The sequence below is a fragment of the Streptomyces sp. TAA486 genome (genome assembly GCF_000426165.1).
On the sequence record NZ_AUEV01000003.1, the window covers coordinates 137,084 to 154,115 of the forward strand.

Genomic DNA, 17,032 nt, shown 5'->3' on the forward strand with positions numbered 1-17,032 from the left:
GGAATCAGCGCGGTACGCACGCGGCCCGTGCGGAGTCGCTCGAGTCTCTGGACGCGCGGGCCTGCCCGGCGATCGCGGCGCGATAGTGCTCCGCCGTTCCGCGGGCCGCCTGCTCCCAGGTGAAGTTGCGCAGCACGCGTTCGCGGCCTGCGGCGCCGAGGCGGGCGCGGAGCCCGGCGTCACCCAGCAGCCGTCGCAGCGCGGCGGCCAGGGCGCCCGCGTCGCCGGGCGGCACGGCGAGGCACGTCTCGCCGTCCTTGCCCGCGACTTCGGGGATGGCGCCGCCCGTCGTGGCCACCAGCGGCGTCCCCGTCGCCATTGCCTCGGCGGCGGGCAGCGAGAAACCCTCGTACAGCGACGGCACGCACGCGACCTGTGCTCCCCGCACCAGTCCGGCCAGTTCGGCGTCGCTGATGCCCTTGACGAACTCCACCGCCGAGCTGAGCCCGAACCGCGCCAGCGCGTCCGCGACCGGGCCTTCTTCAGGCCGCTTGCCGACGACGACCAGATGCGCCTCGGGGACTTCGGTGCGCACCTTGGCCAGTGCCTCGACCAGATGCACCAGGCCCTTGAGGGGCACGTCCGCGCTCGACGTCGTCACGATCCGTCCGGGCACCTGCGGAACGGACGGATCCGGCGAGAACAGGCCGGTGTCGGCACCGATGTGGACGACATGGATGCGCTCCTGCCGGACCCCGAGCTGGTCGGTGATCTCCTTCCGCGAGGAGCCGGAGACGGTCAGGACGGACGGCAGCCGGCGTGCGACGCGCTTCTGCATGCGCGTGAAGCCGTACCAGCGGCGTACGGAGGCGCGGGCCGTGCGGGTCCTGGCCGCGTCGAGATCCAGCTGCCGGTCGACGGTGATGGGGTGGTGGACCGTCGTCACGAGCGGGGCGCCGAGGTCGCCGAGAAGTCCGTAGCCGAGTGTCTGGTTGTCGTGCACGATGTCGAACTCGCCGCGGCGCGCGGCCAGATGGCGCCGCGCACGCAGGGAGAAGGTGAGCGGTTCGGGGAAGCCGCCGGTCCACATCGTGGCGACCTCCAGCATGTCCACCCAGTCCCGGTACTCCCCCCGCCCGGGGGTGCGGAACGGGTCCGGCTGCCGGTACAGGTCGAGGCTGGGCAGCTCGGTGAGGGTGACTCCCTCATCGAGCACGGGGTAGGGCTGGGCGCCGATCACCTCCACCGTGTGGCCCAGCCGGGCCAGTTCGCGGGAGAGATGCCGGACGTAGACGCCCTGGCCGCCGCAGAACGGGTTGCCCTTGTACGTCAGCATGGCGATGCGCAGAGGTCTGTCGGCGTGGCCGCCGAAGGCCGCCGCTGGAGCGGGTGTGGCGGGGACAGTCACGGGCCCGGCGGGTCCGCGTTCTCCGGTGGCCAGGGTGTCCCGTACGGCCTCTGCGGTCACTCACGGCCCCCTTCGTCACGGCGCTTCCAAGGGGATCGGAGACACCGGCGCTGTTCCTGGACGTCGGGAAGACAGGCCCTGCCGGGTCCGCCCACCTTCGGACCAAGAATTTACCGGCCGGTCACTTATACGGAGCAGCCGAGGCAGGTGATTCGCGCCACCCGTCCCCCACCTGCACCGATCCCCCACGGCGGGCGTGGCGGACGCAAGGCGGTTTCACCACGGAAGAGGGCACCCGTGGCGAAACGGGCCATGCGGGCGGGGGTTCGCCGTCCGCTCGCACGGGCGGGAGGGGCCTGAGCGGTGCGGGACGGGGTCACCGGCAGGGGCGTCCGCGTCGCTGACACGACCGCGGCGTACAGCCAACTCCCGCCGCGCACACGCCGGATGAGGCCGGGACGGCCCGCCTCGGCCCGGGGTGCGGCCAATTCGCCGGACCGGCCACGACGTTCCCCGCCGAGGGCTTCGGCGTCGCCACGGGAGGCGTCACCCCGAGACGGGCGTGAAGCGCACGGGCGTGCCGGGCACGGCCTGCGCCACGGCGGCCAGGGCCTCCTGCGGCACGACGCCGATCACCGGATAGCCGCCCGTGACGGGGTGGTCGGCGAGAAAGACGACGGGGCGTCCCTCCGGAGGCACCTGGAGGGCACCCAACGCGATGCCCTCGCTGGGGAGTTCACCCTCGCGCGCCCGCTCCAGCACCGGCCCTTCGAGGCGCAGGCCTATGCGGTTGCTGGCGGAGGAGACGCGGTAGCCGCCGGTGAGGAGGATGCGCAGGGCCTCGCCGGTGAACCAGTCGGCACGCGGCCCCTGGACCACGGGCAGCACGAGTTCGCCGGGCGGACCCGCCCAGGGTGCGGCGTCGATGGCGCCCCCGTGACGGGGCCCGGCGGCGGGAGTGGCACCCAGGGGCAGCCGGGCACCGTCGCGCAGCGGTTCGGGCCCCAGCCCGGAGAGCAGATCGGTGGCACGGCTGCCGAGCACCGGCTCGGCGTCGACGCCGCCGGAGAAGGCGATATAGCTGCGCAGCCCGCGTTCGGCGGGCCCGACGTCCAGCACGGCGCCCGCGGCCAGCCGGAACGGGACGCCCCACGGCGCGGGCCGTCCGTTCACGGTGACCGCGCAGGGGGCGCCGGTGACCACTGCCTCGGTGACGGGACCTCGTGAAGTTCCCGCGCCGTCCGTGCCCTTCGGATCTGCGGGCGCGGGACCTGGGCGGCCCTGCCCGCCCGCGGTGACGAGCACCGCACAGCCGTCGAGCGTGGTCTCCAGGGTGGCGGCGTTCTCCGGGTTGCGCAGAAGCCGGTTGGCGAGCCGGTGAGCGGGCTCGTCCAGCGCTCCCGAACGGGGCACGCCCAGATGTGCGTGACCCGGCCGCCCCAGGTCCTGGACGGTGGTGAGCGCCCCGGCCCGTACGACGTGGAGTCCGGCGGCGGCCCGTGCCGGGGCGCGGCCGGAACCGGTGGGGCCGGAGCCGGCGGAGTCGGCTGGGGCCGTCATTCCGTTCCGCCCTCCGGGACGAAACGGACACGGGTGCCGGGTGCGAAGAGCGCGGCGGGCTCACGTGCCGCGTCCCACAGCACGGTGCCCACGGCAGTGCCGATCAGCTGCCAGCCGCCGGGTGAGGAGCGGGGATAGACGCCGGTGTACGGACCGGCCAGTCCGACCGAGCCCGCCGGGACCTTCGTACGGGGATCTGACCGGCGCGGCACGTGGTACTGCTCGGGCAGTCCGGTGAGGTAGCCGAAACCTGGCGCGAAGCCGCAGAAGGCGACGCGGAAGGAGGTGGCGGCATGCAGCCGCCCGACCTCCTCGGGGGCCACGCCCCACATGCCGGCGACGTCCGCCAGGTCCGGCCCGTCATAGCGGATGGCGATCTCCACGGCGGACTCGCTGCCGCGCGCGAGCGGCGGGACCTCCCACTCCCCCACCTCCGCCGCCAGACGCCGTGGTTCGGCCAGCCCGTCCAGCAGTACGGTGCGGGCGCCCGGCACGATCTCCGTGATGCCGGGCAGCAGCCCGGCGGAGCGGCGGCGCAGCACTTCGGCGTGGAACGCCTCGGCCTCTTCGGCTCCGGGCAGTTCGATCAGCAGGCCGTGACGCCCGACGGGGAGGACCACACGCTCGCTCCCGTGACCGCCCAAGGCTGTGGCCGAGCCGCTCACGCGAACGCCCGTACTGTTATCCCGGCACCCGTCAGCTCGTCGCGTATCCGGCGGGCCAGGCGGGCGGCGTCCGGGGTGTCGCCGTGCAGGCAGAGGGAGCGGGCGGGCAGACGCAACGGCCGGCCGTCGACGGCGGCGACGTCCTTCCCTTCGGCGATGGCGATCGAGCGGGCGACGACCTGCTCGGGATCCGTGAGGACCGCGCCGGGTTCGCTGCGGGGCACGAGGGTGCCGTCGGGGCGGTAGCCGCGGTCGGCGAAGGCCTCGTCGATCACGGGAAGGCCGACGGCCGCGGCGGCGCTGTGCAGTTCGGATCCGGGCAGCCCCAGCACGGGCAGGGGCGCGCCCGCCATCCGTATGCCCTCGACGACGGCGGCGGCCTGCTCGGTGTCGCGCACGCAGCGGTTGTAGAGCGCACCGTGCGGCTTGACGTAGGCGACGGCGGCACCCGCGGCCCGGGCGAAGATCTCCAAGGCACCGATCTGATAGGCGACCTCGGTGGCCAGTTCGGCAGCCGGCACGTCCATGGTGCGGCGGCCGAATCCGGCCAGGTCGCGGTAGGAGACCTGGGCCCCGATCCGCACCCCCTCGGCCACGGCCCGCTCGCAGACGCGGCGCATGGTGAGCGGATCGCCGGCATGGAAGCCGCAGGCGATGTTGGCGCTGGTGACCGAGTTCAGCAGGGCGTCGTCGTCGGTGAGTTCCCACCGGCCGAAGCCCTCTCCCAGGTCGGCGTTGAGGTCGATCATCGAAGCCAACCTAGAGGATTGTTGAACAATACGGCAAGGGGGTTGTTGTCCCGTACGGCTTTGTAGGTTTCACTGGGGCGGACCACCTGCCCTGAAGAAAGATCACCATGACCGCCGATACCGACTCCGGCCTGGAGCTGTCCGAACTCGCCGCTGACCGCGCCCTGTTGGGCCGCACCAGCACGGCCGAGCGGGTCGCCGGCATCCTGCGTGAACGTATCGCACAGGGCTTCTTCCTACCCGGGGTCCGGCTCTCCGAAGAGCGCATCGGCAACGCCCTGGGCGTCTCGCGCAACACACTGCGTGAGGCGTTCCGCCTGCTCACGCACGAGAGGCTGCTGGTCCACCGGCTCAACAAGGGTGCGTTCGTACGGGTCCTCTCGGCGGCGGACATCGCGGACATCTATCGCGTGCGGAATCTCGTCGAGTGCGCCGCCGTGCGCGGACTGGAAGACCCCCCGTACCCGCTGGAGCAGGTCGCCGGCGCCGTGGCGGCGGGAGAGCGGGCCGCCGAGCGGAACGAGTGGAACGACTGCGGCACCGCCAACATCCACTTCCACCAGGCCCTCGCAGGGCTCGCGGGCAGCGAGCGCACCGACGACCTGATGCGCGGCGTGCTGGCCGAGCTGCGGCTGGCGTTCCACGTCATGGACGACCCGCGCCGCTTCTACGAGCCCTACCTCTCCCGCAACCGCGAGATCCTCACCACCCTCGAAGACGGGGACGCAGAGGGTGCGGAACGAATGCTCGGCTTCTACCTGGAGGACTCGCGGCGCCAGGTCATCGAGGCCTACCCGGAGCAGCGCGGCTGAGAGGGCGTCCGGCCGGGCGTCGGCGGCGGACCCCGGCCTGCGCCTGCGGTCCGTGACCTTCACGGGGAATAGTTGCAGCGAACATCCTTGTCCGATCGTTGAACAACCTCTACGCACTGATCAGGCTTCCGCACACACCAGGTGCGTGTGCCGTCCTGCTACCGGACCGGTGGGACGGACCCAACCCCCCGATGTCCCGCGGTGGTTCCCGGCCGCCCGGCATCCGCCCGGAGCAGGTCCCCGCAGGGCGGCACTAGAGTGAGAGCCGTACATCGCATCCGATCGAGGGAAGCCGGTGAGAATCCGGCGCTGACCCGCAACCGTGAGCGACGCCCGTACGAGGTGAACAGCCGCTGGACAGCGGCCCCTTGTGGGCGTCGTGAGCCGGAGCACCCGGCCGGAAGCAAGGCTCGCGGAGCCGTGTCCGCCGCCATGGGCGGAGGCCGGCTCCCACCGTCGAGGTTTACGGAGCTGAGCCGGGTGTGCCGCCCGACGGTACGCGTGCAGCGCACGCATGCCACCGCACGGGCGGGGCGGCCGTGCGGAGCTGCGGACCGCTCACCGAAAGGGCACCCCCATGTTCCTGCGCCGGAGCATCACAGCCGTCACAGCGGCCACTGCCATCTGCGCCGTCACCGCACCCGTGGCGTCGGCCGCCGGCTCCGCCCCATGGACGTCCGGTACTTCACTCGCCGGCGCTGCCAAGTCCGCTGCCGCGCCCGGTACTTCGATATCGGCCACATCGAAGTCCGCAACTTCCGACTCCGCATCCGCGCGCGGGAAGAAGACGCCGAAGGCGCTCTACGGCAAGGCCGACCCCAAGTACGACGGCGTGTGGAGACAGTCGATGGCCCTCCTCGCGCTGGACGCCGCCGGTGCGGAACCGGCCCGTGCGGCGGTGGACTGGCTCGCCGGGCAGCAGTGCGACGACGGCTCGTTCACCGCGTACCGGGCCGACCCCGGCGCCGCGTGCGACGCGAAGAAGACCCCGGGCGACACCAACGCCACCGGCGCCGCGGTGCAGGCGCTCGCGGCGGTCGGCGGTCAGGACGGGACGGTGCGCAAGTCCCTCGCGTGGCTGCGTTCCGTGCAGAACAAGGACGGCGGCTGGGGCTACAACCCGGGCGGCCCCAGCGACGCGAACTCGGTGTCCGTCGTCATCGGCGCCCACACCGCCGCCGGAAAGGCGCCGGAGAAGGTCACAAAGGACGGCAAGTCGCCCTACGACGCGCTCACTTCGCTCCAGCTCGGCTGCGATGCCAAGACCGAGGAGCGTGGCGCCTTCGCCTACCAGCCCGGCAAGGACGGGAAGTTGGCCGCCAACGACGACGCGACCGCCGCGGCCGTCCTGGCCGGAACCGGCTCCGGGCTGCTGCCCGAACGGAAGCAGGACCGCCCGGTCGAGCCGCTGAAGTGCGGCAAGGTCGACGACAGCAAGCCCCTCGCACGCGACCAGGCCGCCGACGCCGGTGCCGCCCACCTCACGTCCGTGCTGGAGAAGAACGGTGACCACCTGCTCGCGGTGACGCCCGGCGCCGAGGGCACACCCGACTACGCCAACACGGCCGACGCCGTCATCGCACTCGCCGCGGCAGGCCACCGGGCCGAGGCGCGCAAGCCGCTCAACTGGCTGGCGGAGAAGCTCGATTCCTGGGACAAGGCCGAGAACGACCCGGCCGCGGTCGCCGGCGTCATGCTCGCCGTGCACGCGACCGGCGGCGACGCGTCGGCGCTCAAGGGCACGAAGCTCCTCGACCGCCTCGTCGCCACCGGCCCGGAGCCCGCCCGCATGCCCGACGAGAAGGCCACCGGCGGGACGACGAAGGAGGACGGAAGCGGCGGCGACGTGCTGCGCTGGTCCCTGCTGGGCGCCGGGCTGGCCGCGGGCGTGGGCGTCGGTTTCCTGATCAGCGCCCGCAGAAAGCGGCAGGGACAGTGACCGCCCGCAGGGCATCGGGTCCGGCGAACAGCCGGGGCCTGCCGGTCCGTTGGGGCGCGGTGCGCGCTGCGGCGGTGATCGGGCTCGCGCTGCTCCCGGCCACCGTGCAGGTACCCGCGAGCGCCGCCGACGTTGAGGCGGCGAAGGCAACGGTGACTGCGGCGGCGCCTGCCGCGGTGCCCGCCCGGACCTCGGAGTCGGGCAGCTACCGGTACTGGGCGTTCTGGGAGCGGAAAGGGAAGAACGGGAGCGCCGCGTGGTCGTACGCCACCCAGGGCCCGTCCGTACTGCGCCCTGAGGACGGCGCCGTGCTCGGTTTCCGCTTCGCGCTCAGCGAGGACTCCAAGGATGCGGAACAGCCGCGCGGCGACGCGGAGTTCGCGGCCGTCTGCGGCGGCACCGACACCGAGAGGGGCCGCAAGCGGATCGCGCTCGCCATCGACTTCGGCACTCGGGCCCACGCACCTCGCGGCGAGAGCCCGCCCCGGCGGCGTACCGCCTGTGCGCAGGTCGACGACGACGCCACGGCCGCCGACGCCCTCGCGGACGTCGCGAAGCCGCTGCGCTACAACTCCGACGCGCTGCTGTGCGCCATCGACGGCTACCCGGAACGCGGTTGCGGCGAGCAGATCGAGGGCGGCGAGGACAACAAGGGCACGGGGCAGGAGGGCACGCAGAAGGACGACGGGGCGACGGCAGGCGCGGGGGACGACGGAGGCGGTGACGACTCGGGCAGCGGCTTCGGCTCGGCGACGGGTGTCGCCGCGGGCCTCGCCGCCGTCGCCGCGCTCTCCTTCGCGGCCGTCCGCCGTTCGCGGCGCCGCGGGTGAGCGGGTGGGACGCGGTGAGGCGATGAAGGATCGGCTGCGCGCACCCGAGGCCGGCCGCGGTCTCGACCTGCACCCGGGCGGCTGGTGGCTGTGGGCGCTGGGCATGGCGACCGCCGCGTCCCGCACGACGAATCCGCTGCTGCTGATGCTGCTGTGCGCCGTGGCCGGCTATGTCGTCGCCGCGCGCCGTACGAACGCCCCCTGGGCCCGTTCGTACGGCGTGTTCCTGAAGTTGGGGCTCGTGGTGCTCGTCATCAGGCTCTTCTTCGCCTTCTTCCTCGGCTCGCCCATCCCCGGCAGCCACGTCCTGGTCACGCTGCCCGAAGTGCCGCTGCCGGACTGGGCGAGAGGCGTGCGCGTCGGGGGCCGGGTCACCGCGGAGGGGCTGGTGTTCGCGCTGTACGACGGACTGAAGCTGGCGACCCTGCTCGTCTGCGTGGGCGCCGCCAACGCACTCGCCAATCCAGCCCGACTGCTCAAGTCCCTTCCCGGAGCGCTCTACGAGGCGGGCGTCGCCGTCGTCGTCGCGATGACGTTCGCGCCCAACCTGGTCGCGGACGTGCGGCGGCTGCGTGCCGCACGCCGCCTGCGCGGGCGTGCCGACAAGGGAGTCCGAGCGCTGCTCCAGGTCGGACTGCCCGTGCTGGAGGGCGCATTGGAGCGTTCGGTCGCGCTGGCCGCCGCGATGGACGCACGCGGCTACGGACGCAGCGCCCACGTGCCGCCCGCCGTACGCCGGACGACTACTCTGCTCACGCTCGGCGGGCTGCTCGGCGTGTGCGCCGGTACGTACGCGCTGCTGTCGGCGCAGGGAGCGGTGTACGGCCTGCCGGTGCTGCTCGGCGGTGTGCTGCTGGCGCTGGCCGGGCTGCGGCTGGGTGGACGTCGCAGCATCCGCACCCGCCACCGGCCCGAACTGTGGGGTGTCCGGGCCTGGTTGACGGCCGCCTCGGGTGCGGCGGCCGGTGCCGTCATGGTGGCGGCGGGCGGCGCGTTCCCGGAGGCGCTGCATCCGCCGGCGGTGCCGCTGACGGCACCGGAGCTTCCGCTGTGGCCCGCGGCCGGGCTGCTGGTGGGACTGCTGCCGGCGTTCGTCGCCCCCGCCCCGGGGCCGGACCTCGCCCCGGCCCCCTCCGCAACCGCGTCGTCGCCCGTACACGAGGAGCCCGCCCGGTGATCCGCTTCGAGCATGTGTCCGTCCATTACGACGGCGAGGCAGCCGCCCGGACCGGCGAAGTACCCGCGCCCGCCCTGCGGGAGGTGGATCTGGAGATCCCGGAGGGCGAACTGTGCCTGCTGGTGGGCCCGTCCGGCGTCGGCAAGTCCACGCTGCTCGGCACCGTCTCCGGGCTCGTGCCCCACTTCACCGGCGGCACCCTGCACGGCCGGGTCACCGTCGCCGGACGTGACACCCGCACACACAAGCCCCGTGAACTGGCCGACCTCGTCGGCACCGTCGGCCAGGACCCGCTCGCCCACTTCGTCACCGACACCGTCGAGGACGAACTCGCCTACGGGATGGAGTCGTTGGGGCTGCCCCCGGCCACGATGCGGCGCCGCGTCGAGGAGACCCTCGACCTCCTCGGCCTCAACGAGCTGCGCGAGCGCCCCATCACCACCCTCTCCGGCGGCCAGCAGCAGCGCGTGGCGATCGGATCCGTGCTCACCCCCCATCCGCGCGTACTGGTCCTGGACGAACCGACGTCGGCGCTCGATCCTGCCGCCGCCGAGGAGGTGCTCGCGGTACTGCAGCGCCTCGTCCACGACTTGGGTACGACAGTGCTGATGGCCGAGCACCGGCTGGAGCGCGTCGTCCACTACGCGGACCAGGTGCTGCTGCTGCCGGAGCCCGGCGCCACGGCCCTGCTGGGCGATCCGGCCGAGCAGATGGGCGTCTCGCCGGTCCGGCCACCCGTCGTGGCGCTGGGGCGGCTCGCCGGATGGTCGCCGCTGCCGCTGTCGGTGCGGGACGCGCGCCGCATGGCGGGGCCCCTGCGCGACCGACTCACCGATCGGCAGGGCGGAACCCCGGACCCGGAGGGCACCGACCTCGCGGACGTCGGCTACAGCGCCGGCGCGCACGCCCCCGCCTCGAGGGGTGACCGCGAACTCCGCGACACAGCAGGCCCGTTGGCTCGACTCCGGACGGCCCTCAAGACCCGTCCACGTCGTCCCGGACACGGTGCGACGAACGCCGGCCACGGCGCGGCACCGGCGGCGCAACTCTCGGCCCTCACCCTCCGCCGCGGCCACGTCACCGCGCTGCGCGGCGTGGATCTGGCCCTCCGTCCGGGGCAGACCGTCGCACTCATGGGACGCAACGGAGCGGGCAAGTCGACGCTGCTGGGCACGCTCATGGGAGTTCACACACCGACCAGCGGGTCAGTGACGGTCGGAGGACCCGAGCGCCTCACCCCGGCCGAGACCCACCCCCGGCGGCTGCTGCGGCACGCGGGCCTCGTACCGCAGGAGCCCCGCGACCTGCTGTACGCCGACACCGTCGCCGCCGAGTGCGCGGCAGCGGACGAGGACGCCGCAGCCGAGGCGGGCACCTGCCGAGGCCTGGTCGCCGCGCTGCTGCCCGACGTGGCCGGGGAGACGCACCCGCGGGACCTGTCGGAGGGCCAGCGGCTCGCGCTCGCGCTCGCCGTGATCCTCACCGCACGGCCGCAGTTGATCCTGCTGGACGAACCCACACGCGGCCTGGACTATGCGGCCAAGTCCCGGCTCGTCGGCATCCTGCGCACACTGGCCGGCGAGGGCCACGCGATCGTACTGGCAACGCACGACGTCGAGTTGGCGGCCGAGGTCGCGCACCGCGTCGTGATACTCGCGCAGGGCGAGATCGTCGCGGACGGCCCCACCGCCGAAGTGGTCACCTCCTCACCCGCGTTCGCACCACAGGTCGCCAAGGTGCTGGCCCCGGAGCAGTGGCTCACCGTCTCCCAGGTCCGTGCGGCGCTCGACTCCACCGAAGGAGCCGTCGAGTGAGCCCCGGCACCCAAGTGAACCCCCGCACCGCATCCCCCGCCTCGCCCCGCGCCCACGGCGGCGCTCCGCGCGCCCTCCGCCTCGGCCCGCGCTCCGTCGCGGCGCTCGTGCTCACGAGCGCCACCGGCGTCGCCGCCTTCGGCTGGCCCCTGCTCGCCGACTCCGCATCCGGACTAGCCCATTCACGGGATGCGCCGTGGCTCTTCGCCGCGCTGCTGCCGCTGCTGCTGGCGGTCGTCGTCGCGACGATCGCCGACACCGGCATGGACGCCAAGGCCGTCGCGATGCTCGGCGTGCTCGCGGCAGCCGGTGCGGCGCTGCGGCCCCTGGGAGCGGGAACCGCGGGCCTGGAACCGATGTTCTTCCTCATCGTCCTCTCGGGACGCGTCCTCGGACCCGGCTTCGGCTTCGTACTGGGTGCGCTGTCGCTGTTCGCCGGTGCGCTGCTCACGGGCGGCGCCGGGCCGTGGATGCCGTTCCAGATGCTCACAATGGGCTGGGTCGCCATGGGCGCGGGGCTGCTGCCCGGTACCGAACGGCTCCGCGGCAGACCGGAGTTGCTGATGCTCGCGCTGTACGGCGCGGTCTCGGCGCTGCTGTACGGGCTGGTGATGAACCTCCAGGGCTGGCCCTACATCGCCGGTCTCGGCTCGGGCATCTCGTTCGTTCCGGGCGACCCGCTGCCCGAGAACCTGGCACGCTTCCTCACCTACGTCCTGGCCACGTCCCTCGGCTGGGACCTGCCCCGCGCCACCCTGACGGTGGTCCTCGTCCTCACCCTCGGCAGCACGGTCCTGCGTGCCCTGCGCCGCGCCACCCGCCGCGCGGCCTTCGACGCCCAGGCCGGCTTCGTACCGCCGGCAGCGCCGCGGGAACCGGCGCGCGGGCGACCTGAGGCAGTGCGGCAGGATGGGGCGCATGAGCATCGTGAAGATCAACGTGCTGCAGGTCCCGGCTGAGCAGCGGGAAATCCTCGAGAAACGCTTCGCGTCCCGCGCGGGTGCCGTGGAGGGCTCGGACGGCTTCGAGTGGTTCGAACTCCTCCGCCCCGTCGAAGGCACCGACAACTACCTGGTCTACACGCGGTGGCGCGACGAGGAGTCGTTCCGGGCCTGGATGGAGGGCCCGATGAAGTCGGCCCACCAGGGCGGCGGCGACCGGCCCAAGCCCGTCTCCGAGAGCTCCTCGGTCTGGTCCTTCGAGGTCGTCCAGCAGGCAGGCCCGAAGGCCGGCTGAACCACTCAGAACCGAAAACCGAGGAACCCCACCCAGGGGGCGGCCCTGCCCCGAACCGGGCGGGCCGCACGCCCGCAACGCCACCCGAATGACGCCAACTGGTCACGCCCGGGGGATGTCTGACGCGCTGCCGCTCCCGTACGAGCGAACATCCACGCATGTCGGACATGACTCGTGATGTGAAGGCGGCCAGGGAGTGCTCGGTATGCGTCACGCTGATGGGCCTCGTGGAGAAGGCGGCCGGGGAGTACGACCGGAGCGCGGAGACCGACGCGCGGGTGCGGCTGCGCAGACACGCACGGGCGGCACACGGACAGGAACTGCCGCTCCCGTGGTGACCCCTGCGCCGTGCCCGTTCCCGTGCGAGGTGTGCCGGCGCAAGGGGCGGCAGTGAGCGGCTGAAGCGGCCCCTCCGGGACATTCGGCCCGCGTCCCGCCACTTCCGTTCCCTCCGGCCGCATTCTCCGGCCCGGTCTCCCACCGGCCCGACGGGCCTACGATCTCGGGGGAAAGAGGGGGGCGTGGCGATGGACCGGGACATCCGCAGCGTGGAGGACGTACTCAGGCTTCTGGACGGCCTGTTCGAGCCGGAGGCGGACCGGTGGACGAACGGCGCGTCCTCCTGGTGGGACGGCTTCTACGCCGACCGCGAGCGAGCGGTGCCGTTCTTCGTCGCGAAACCGGACGAGAATCTGATCTCGTACGCCGAGCGCGGCCTCATCACGCCGGGCCGCGCCCTCGACCTGGGCTGCGGCCCCGGCCGCAACGCCCTCCGGCTCGCCGCACTCGGCTTCGAGGTGGACGCCGTCGACCTCTCACCGGCGGCCATCGCCTGGGCCGAGGACCGTGCCCGCGAGGCGGGCGCCCAGGTGCACTTCCACTGCGGTGACGCCTTCGCCCTCACCGGCGGACCGGACGGCGACACCGGCGCCGAACTCGGCGGCCCGTACGACCTGATCTACGACTCGGGCTGCTTCCACCATCTCCCGCCGCACCGCCGCATCAGCTATCTCGCACTGCTCGACCGCGCCCTCGCTCCCGGCGGGCATCTCGGCCTCAGCTGCTTCGCCGCCGGGGAAATGGGGTGCGAGACCGGTGACGCGGACCTCTACCGCGGGTCGAGCCTTGAGGGAGGTCTCGCCTACACCCCGGAGTCCCTGCGCCGGATCCTCTCGGGCCTGACTGAGGTGGAGCTGCGCCGCATGCGGGACGAGCCGCCGGAGTCCCCGTACTTCGGCGAACCCTTCCTGTGGACGGCCTTGTTCCGCCGCGAGACCTGACCGGCGAGTCCTGACCGCACCAGCCCGAGAGCGCGAGTTCGACCGTCCCCGGGCGGGGTCAGTCCGTGAAGGCGAGCCGGACGCTCCCGTCCGGCAGCGGCTCGGCCTTGACCTGGGTCAGGTCGGCGACGAGGGCGGTGGGCTGGTGCTCGGCCGCCCGCGCCCCGACACCCACGACCCGCATTCCGGCCGCCCGCGCCGCCGCGATGCCCGCGCCGGAGTCCTCGAACGCCACGCACTCCTCCGGCGGAAGGCCGAGTTCAGCCGCCCCCTTCAGGAAGCCCTCGGGGTCCGGCTTGCTCGCGCTCACGTTCTCGGACGTGATGCACGCGTCCGGGATGCGCACCTCGGCCGCGCGCATGCGGGCCGTCGCGAGACCGCAGTCGGCGGACGTCACGAGCGCGTGGGGCACGCCTGCGACAGCGGCCATGAAGGCGAGGGCTCCCGGGACCGGGACGATGCCGTCCAGCTCGCGCGTCTCACGGGCCAGGAGCTCCTCGTTCTCCGCGTGGTTGACCTCCATGGGCCGGTCGGGGAGGACGTCGGCCATCGTCATGTATCCCTGACGGCCGTGCGCGATGCTGAGCACCGCGGCCGGGTCGACGCCCTTGGAGAGGGCCCAGTCGCGCCAGACGCGTTCGACGACGGCGTCGGAGTTCACGAGCGTGCCGTCCATGTCGAGCAGCAGCCCGCGGGCGGTGAGGGGCGGTTGCGGTGTCGTCATGGGTGCGGGCTCCCTCACGTACGGAGACAGAACCAAGGTGGTCCCGCCCGCCCGGTCAGGGGACCCGCGGGCCAGGCAGCCTGGCGCAGGGGGAACGGGCGGAACCACTTTGTTTCATCACGATACAAAGAGAAGGGGGTGAGCGCCAGCCGTGCCCGTCCGTACGTCGTTCGTCCGCCCGGAAGTCCGGGCCGCGAACGGGGCCGGGGCCGGGGCCGGTCAGCCCGAGGTCTGGGACTCCAGGGCGCGCCGCGTGGTGGGGCCGTACTCGCCGAACTCGTCCCCGCGCACCTCGTTGCGTGCCTGGTACTGGGCGACCGCACGCTGGACCTGCCGCGAGTAGACGCCGTCCTCGGGGGTGTCGTCGTCGAGCGCACCGACCTGCTTGAGCCGCCGCTGCAACTCGGCGACCTCCGGGCCGCTGTCACCCTGGCGCAGCGTCTCGCCACTCGGCTGCGTCGACTCCTGCGGGGGCCGCGGACGGTCAGGGCCGTGGTCGCCGCCCCAACCCCCGCCGTTGCCGCGTCCGTCCGAGTCACCGGGAGTGCCGGGCGCCGCGGAAGACGTACGGGACGGGGCGGGGCCCCGGCCGGTGTGCCCGTCGCCGTCCCGGTCGGCGCGGGGGCCGGCGGTGCGTGAAGTCGGCTTCGCGGAGGGCTTCTTGTCGCTCTTGCGCACCTCCGTGCGCGACGGGTCCTTCGTCGGGCCTCCGCTGGGCATGTCCGGGAGGGCGGTGTCGTCGGTGCTGAGGCTGCGGTCGTCGCCGCCGCCGTCGTCCGTGAGTGCCTGCGTCGTCAGCAGTCCGGCGCCCAGCGCGGCGACGACACCGGCTGCGGCGAGCGCGACTCTGGCGGGACCGCGGCGCCTGCCGGCACCCTCGTCCCGCCCGTAGGCGTAGTCGCCACGGCCCTTCGTGCGGCGGTGGCTGCCGCCCCGCGTGGCGGGCGGGCCGCTCTGAGGGACTCCGTGGACGTGGACCGGCAGGATGCCGGTCTCGCCGGGCCTGCCCGAAGTGAGGGACTCCTCCGGCCCCATGTCGTCGTACGGGCGCACCACGGGCATCTCCGCCCTCTCGCCCTGGCCGCAGCGGGCGAAGGGTTCGAGGTCGGGCGCCTGAGACCCCTCGTCCTCGGGTTCCGGCAGGTCCACATACGGGCGTATGTGCATCGGGTCGACGTGCTCAGCCGTGAACGGGCCTACGCAGCCACAGAACTTCCCCCCGTCGGCGGTCAACTCCGCACCGCATTCCGGGCAGCATCTATGCGCCGTCATCCCGGCCCCTCCCCTTGGGTGCTGTCGCCGCGCCTTTACGCGCCGATGCCACCCGAATCGCCAGTGACTGTCCAGCCGTGCACCTTACGTGGTTCGTGAGCAGTTCGGTCAATCGCAGTCCGAAATGACGTACGAAGGTGACGAGAGTCATTCGATCTAGCTCCGGGGGCCGTTGGTCCGCGACCGGGCTCCTGCGAGGAGGACCCGACCAGACGCGCTCAACCCCGCTGACGTCCTGCGATTCGTCTCCAGGCGGGGAGACCCAGCACCGTGACGGCACGCGCCATCTGACCGGCCGGCGCCAGCACGGCGGTGAGCCGCTGTCGCCGGCCGGCGGTCGGAAAATCCCGTGCGGACGGGGCTACTTGCCGCGTCCCGGTGCCTGCCAGGTCACGGTCTTCGCCGAGCTGCCTTCACCGGTGAAGACGAGGGCGGCGGGCGAGTCGGTCTTCGGAAGCATGAAGACGGAGCACTCCGTCACCGAGGACTTCGGCTTCACGAGCCCGTCGGGCTCGGCGTCCGGGCACTGGGCGACCCCGTCGCCGCCGAAGTCGATCAGAGTCAGCCTGCGTGCCGACTGCCCGCTGACGGCGCGCAGTTCGGTCTTCTGGTTCATCTGCGGCAGCAGCTTGTCCGAGCCGTCGTTGCGGTATTCGACGGTGACGTAGTAGGGAACCTTCTTCTTGTCGCGGGCATCCAGCTTGAACCGGCTGAGGTCCGCGGGCTTGCCGGCCCGGATGCTCCGGGGCGTCGCCCGCACCTTGACCGTGCGGCCCTCGGCGTCCTCCACGGCCGACTCCGCCGGCTTCTTCAACGGCAGTACGCCGCTGGGGAGTTCACCCTTCCCGCCGTCGCCGGCCTTCCAGATGACCGGGTCGCTCTCGTTGCCGCGGGCGTCCCTGCCGGCGTAGGACACCGCGGCCGGCGGCCGGTTCTTCGGCATCATGACGATCCGGCACACGGTCGCCCTGCCTCCCGGCTCCAGCGATTCCGGTGCGCTCTTTGAACACGCCTTCGGCAGACCCGACTTCTTGGAGAGCGCCGAGGAGAGGACGGAGACCACCTCGCCCGCCTTCCCGTCCGCGGCGGCGAGCGCGAAGTCCCGTTCAGGCGAGGGGCGTTCCAGCCGCTTCTTGCCCTCGTTCGTGTACGAGACCGTGAGGTAGTAGGGCACCTTGCCCTTCAGGTTCTCGTCCAGCCGGACATTCTTGAAGTCGGCTTCCGAACCGCGTGCCAGTTCGCTGGGAGCCGCCCGCAGCGCATGCGACTGGTTCTTGAGATCCGACCATCTGATGTCGCGCTGCTGCTTCTCCACCGGGACGGGACGCACGGGAGCGGCCTGCTCGGGCGCGTCCGCCGAGGTCTTCCCCTCCTCCGGATCGCCGCCGCCGCAGGCCGCAGCGGCCAGCATCAGCACGACAACGCCCGCTGCCCTGCCTATACGCCCGTCAATACGCACAGGTTCCCCCGTCTTCGGTTCGTGGTCCGGTTCTGGTCCGGGCCCGGTTCCGCCCGGCGCCTCACAGCTCAACCGCCGCTTCGGCCCTGTCGAGTCGGAGGCAGCCGGAAACATCGCGGTGACGCGAGAGGCATCAGAGTAAGGCAACGTTCACCGGGCGCATCACC

At 72.8% G+C, this 17,032-nt stretch carries 16 protein-coding genes and 1 riboswitch; of the genes, 9 read left to right on the forward strand and 7 right to left on the reverse strand.

The window, feature by feature from the left end:
- Positions 1–4: 4 nt before the first annotated feature.
- From I004_RS32745 to I004_RS0107335, 4 genes are all read right to left on the reverse strand, one after another.
- The gene (locus I004_RS32745; protein WP_051344859.1) at positions 5–1,348 is read right to left on the reverse strand and encodes a glycosyltransferase family 4 protein; all 1,344 of its coding nucleotides are present in this window, start codon (positions 1,346–1,348) and stop codon (positions 5–7) included.
- Positions 1,349–1,894: 546 nt separating this feature from the next.
- Positions 1,895–2,908 (reverse strand): 5-oxoprolinase subunit C family protein, encoded by a 1,014-nt coding sequence (locus tag I004_RS32750; protein WP_078510913.1) that lies wholly within the window; start codon positions 2,906–2,908, stop codon positions 1,895–1,897.
- Positions 2,905–3,528, reverse strand: coding sequence for a 5-oxoprolinase subunit B family protein (locus tag I004_RS0107330; RefSeq protein WP_037975355.1), 624 nt, complete (start codon positions 3,526–3,528; stop codon positions 2,905–2,907). The genes I004_RS32750 and I004_RS0107330 overlap by 4 nt, the downstream gene beginning before the upstream one ends.
- Before the next feature lie 41 nt (positions 3,529–3,569).
- Complete coding sequence (locus I004_RS0107335) at positions 3,570–4,322, reverse strand: 5-oxoprolinase subunit PxpA (protein WP_028434942.1); 753 nt, start codon at positions 4,320–4,322, stop codon at positions 3,570–3,572.
- A 107-nt stretch (positions 4,323–4,429) separates the two neighbouring features.
- On the opposite strand from I004_RS0107335, the gene I004_RS0107340 reads away from it, so the two are divergent.
- From I004_RS0107340 to I004_RS0107380, 9 genes are all read left to right on the forward strand, one after another.
- The gene (locus I004_RS0107340; RefSeq protein WP_028434943.1) at positions 4,430–5,134 is read left to right on the forward strand and encodes a GntR family transcriptional regulator; all 705 of its coding nucleotides are present in this window, start codon (positions 4,430–4,432) and stop codon (positions 5,132–5,134) included.
- A 286-nt stretch (positions 5,135–5,420) separates the two neighbouring features.
- Positions 5,421–5,528, forward strand: a riboswitch (cobalamin riboswitch).
- Positions 5,529–5,711: 183 nt separating this feature from the next.
- Entirely contained in the window at positions 5,712–7,073 is a 1,362-nt protein-coding gene (locus I004_RS0107345) for an SCO2321 family membrane protein (RefSeq protein ID WP_028434944.1), read from the forward strand.
- A gap of 59 nt (positions 7,074–7,132) precedes the next feature.
- Positions 7,133–7,903, forward strand: a complete 771-nt coding sequence (locus I004_RS0107350; RefSeq protein WP_486579836.1) for an SCO2322 family protein — start codon at positions 7,133–7,135, stop codon at positions 7,901–7,903.
- A gap of 22 nt (positions 7,904–7,925) precedes the next feature.
- A complete protein-coding gene (locus I004_RS32755; protein ID WP_051344862.1) occupies positions 7,926–9,080 on the forward strand; it encodes a CbiQ family ECF transporter T component in 1,155 nt (384 codons plus the stop codon).
- On the forward strand, positions 9,077–10,894 hold the full coding sequence (locus I004_RS0107360) for an ABC transporter ATP-binding protein (protein WP_028434946.1): 1,818 nt from the start codon (positions 9,077–9,079) through the stop codon (positions 10,892–10,894). The genes I004_RS32755 and I004_RS0107360 overlap by 4 nt, the downstream gene beginning before the upstream one ends.
- Positions 10,895–10,908: 14 nt before the next feature.
- Positions 10,909–11,853: an ECF transporter S component gene (locus I004_RS32760; protein ID WP_106965297.1), complete on the forward strand. Its 945-nt coding sequence runs from the start codon at positions 10,909–10,911 to the stop codon at positions 11,851–11,853.
- Positions 11,813–12,130, forward strand: a complete 318-nt coding sequence (locus I004_RS0107370; protein WP_028434947.1) for an antibiotic biosynthesis monooxygenase family protein — start codon at positions 11,813–11,815, stop codon at positions 12,128–12,130. The genes I004_RS32760 and I004_RS0107370 overlap by 41 nt, the downstream gene beginning before the upstream one ends.
- Before the next feature lie 158 nt (positions 12,131–12,288).
- Positions 12,289–12,468, forward strand: a complete 180-nt coding sequence (locus I004_RS39395) for a hypothetical protein (protein WP_028434948.1) — start codon at positions 12,289–12,291, stop codon at positions 12,466–12,468.
- 189 nt (positions 12,469–12,657) lie between these two features.
- Positions 12,658–13,410 (forward strand): class I SAM-dependent methyltransferase, encoded by a 753-nt coding sequence (locus I004_RS0107380; protein WP_028434949.1) that lies wholly within the window; start codon positions 12,658–12,660, stop codon positions 13,408–13,410.
- A gap of 58 nt (positions 13,411–13,468) precedes the next feature.
- Here the strand turns inward: I004_RS0107380 and I004_RS0107385 are convergent, their stop codons facing one another.
- From I004_RS0107385 to I004_RS32770, 3 genes are all read right to left on the reverse strand, one after another.
- Positions 13,469–14,134, reverse strand: a complete 666-nt coding sequence (locus I004_RS0107385) for an HAD-IA family hydrolase (RefSeq protein ID WP_028434950.1) — start codon at positions 14,132–14,134, stop codon at positions 13,469–13,471.
- Positions 14,135–14,353: 219 nt separating this feature from the next.
- Positions 14,354–15,406 (reverse strand): peptidoglycan-binding domain-containing protein, encoded by a 1,053-nt coding sequence (locus I004_RS39400; RefSeq protein ID WP_486579837.1) that lies wholly within the window; start codon positions 15,404–15,406, stop codon positions 14,354–14,356.
- 361 nt (positions 15,407–15,767) lie between these two features.
- A complete protein-coding gene (locus I004_RS32770) occupies positions 15,768–16,865 on the reverse strand; it encodes a hypothetical protein (RefSeq protein ID WP_158677013.1) in 1,098 nt (365 codons plus the stop codon).
- Between the last annotated feature and the right edge of the window lie 167 nt (positions 16,866–17,032).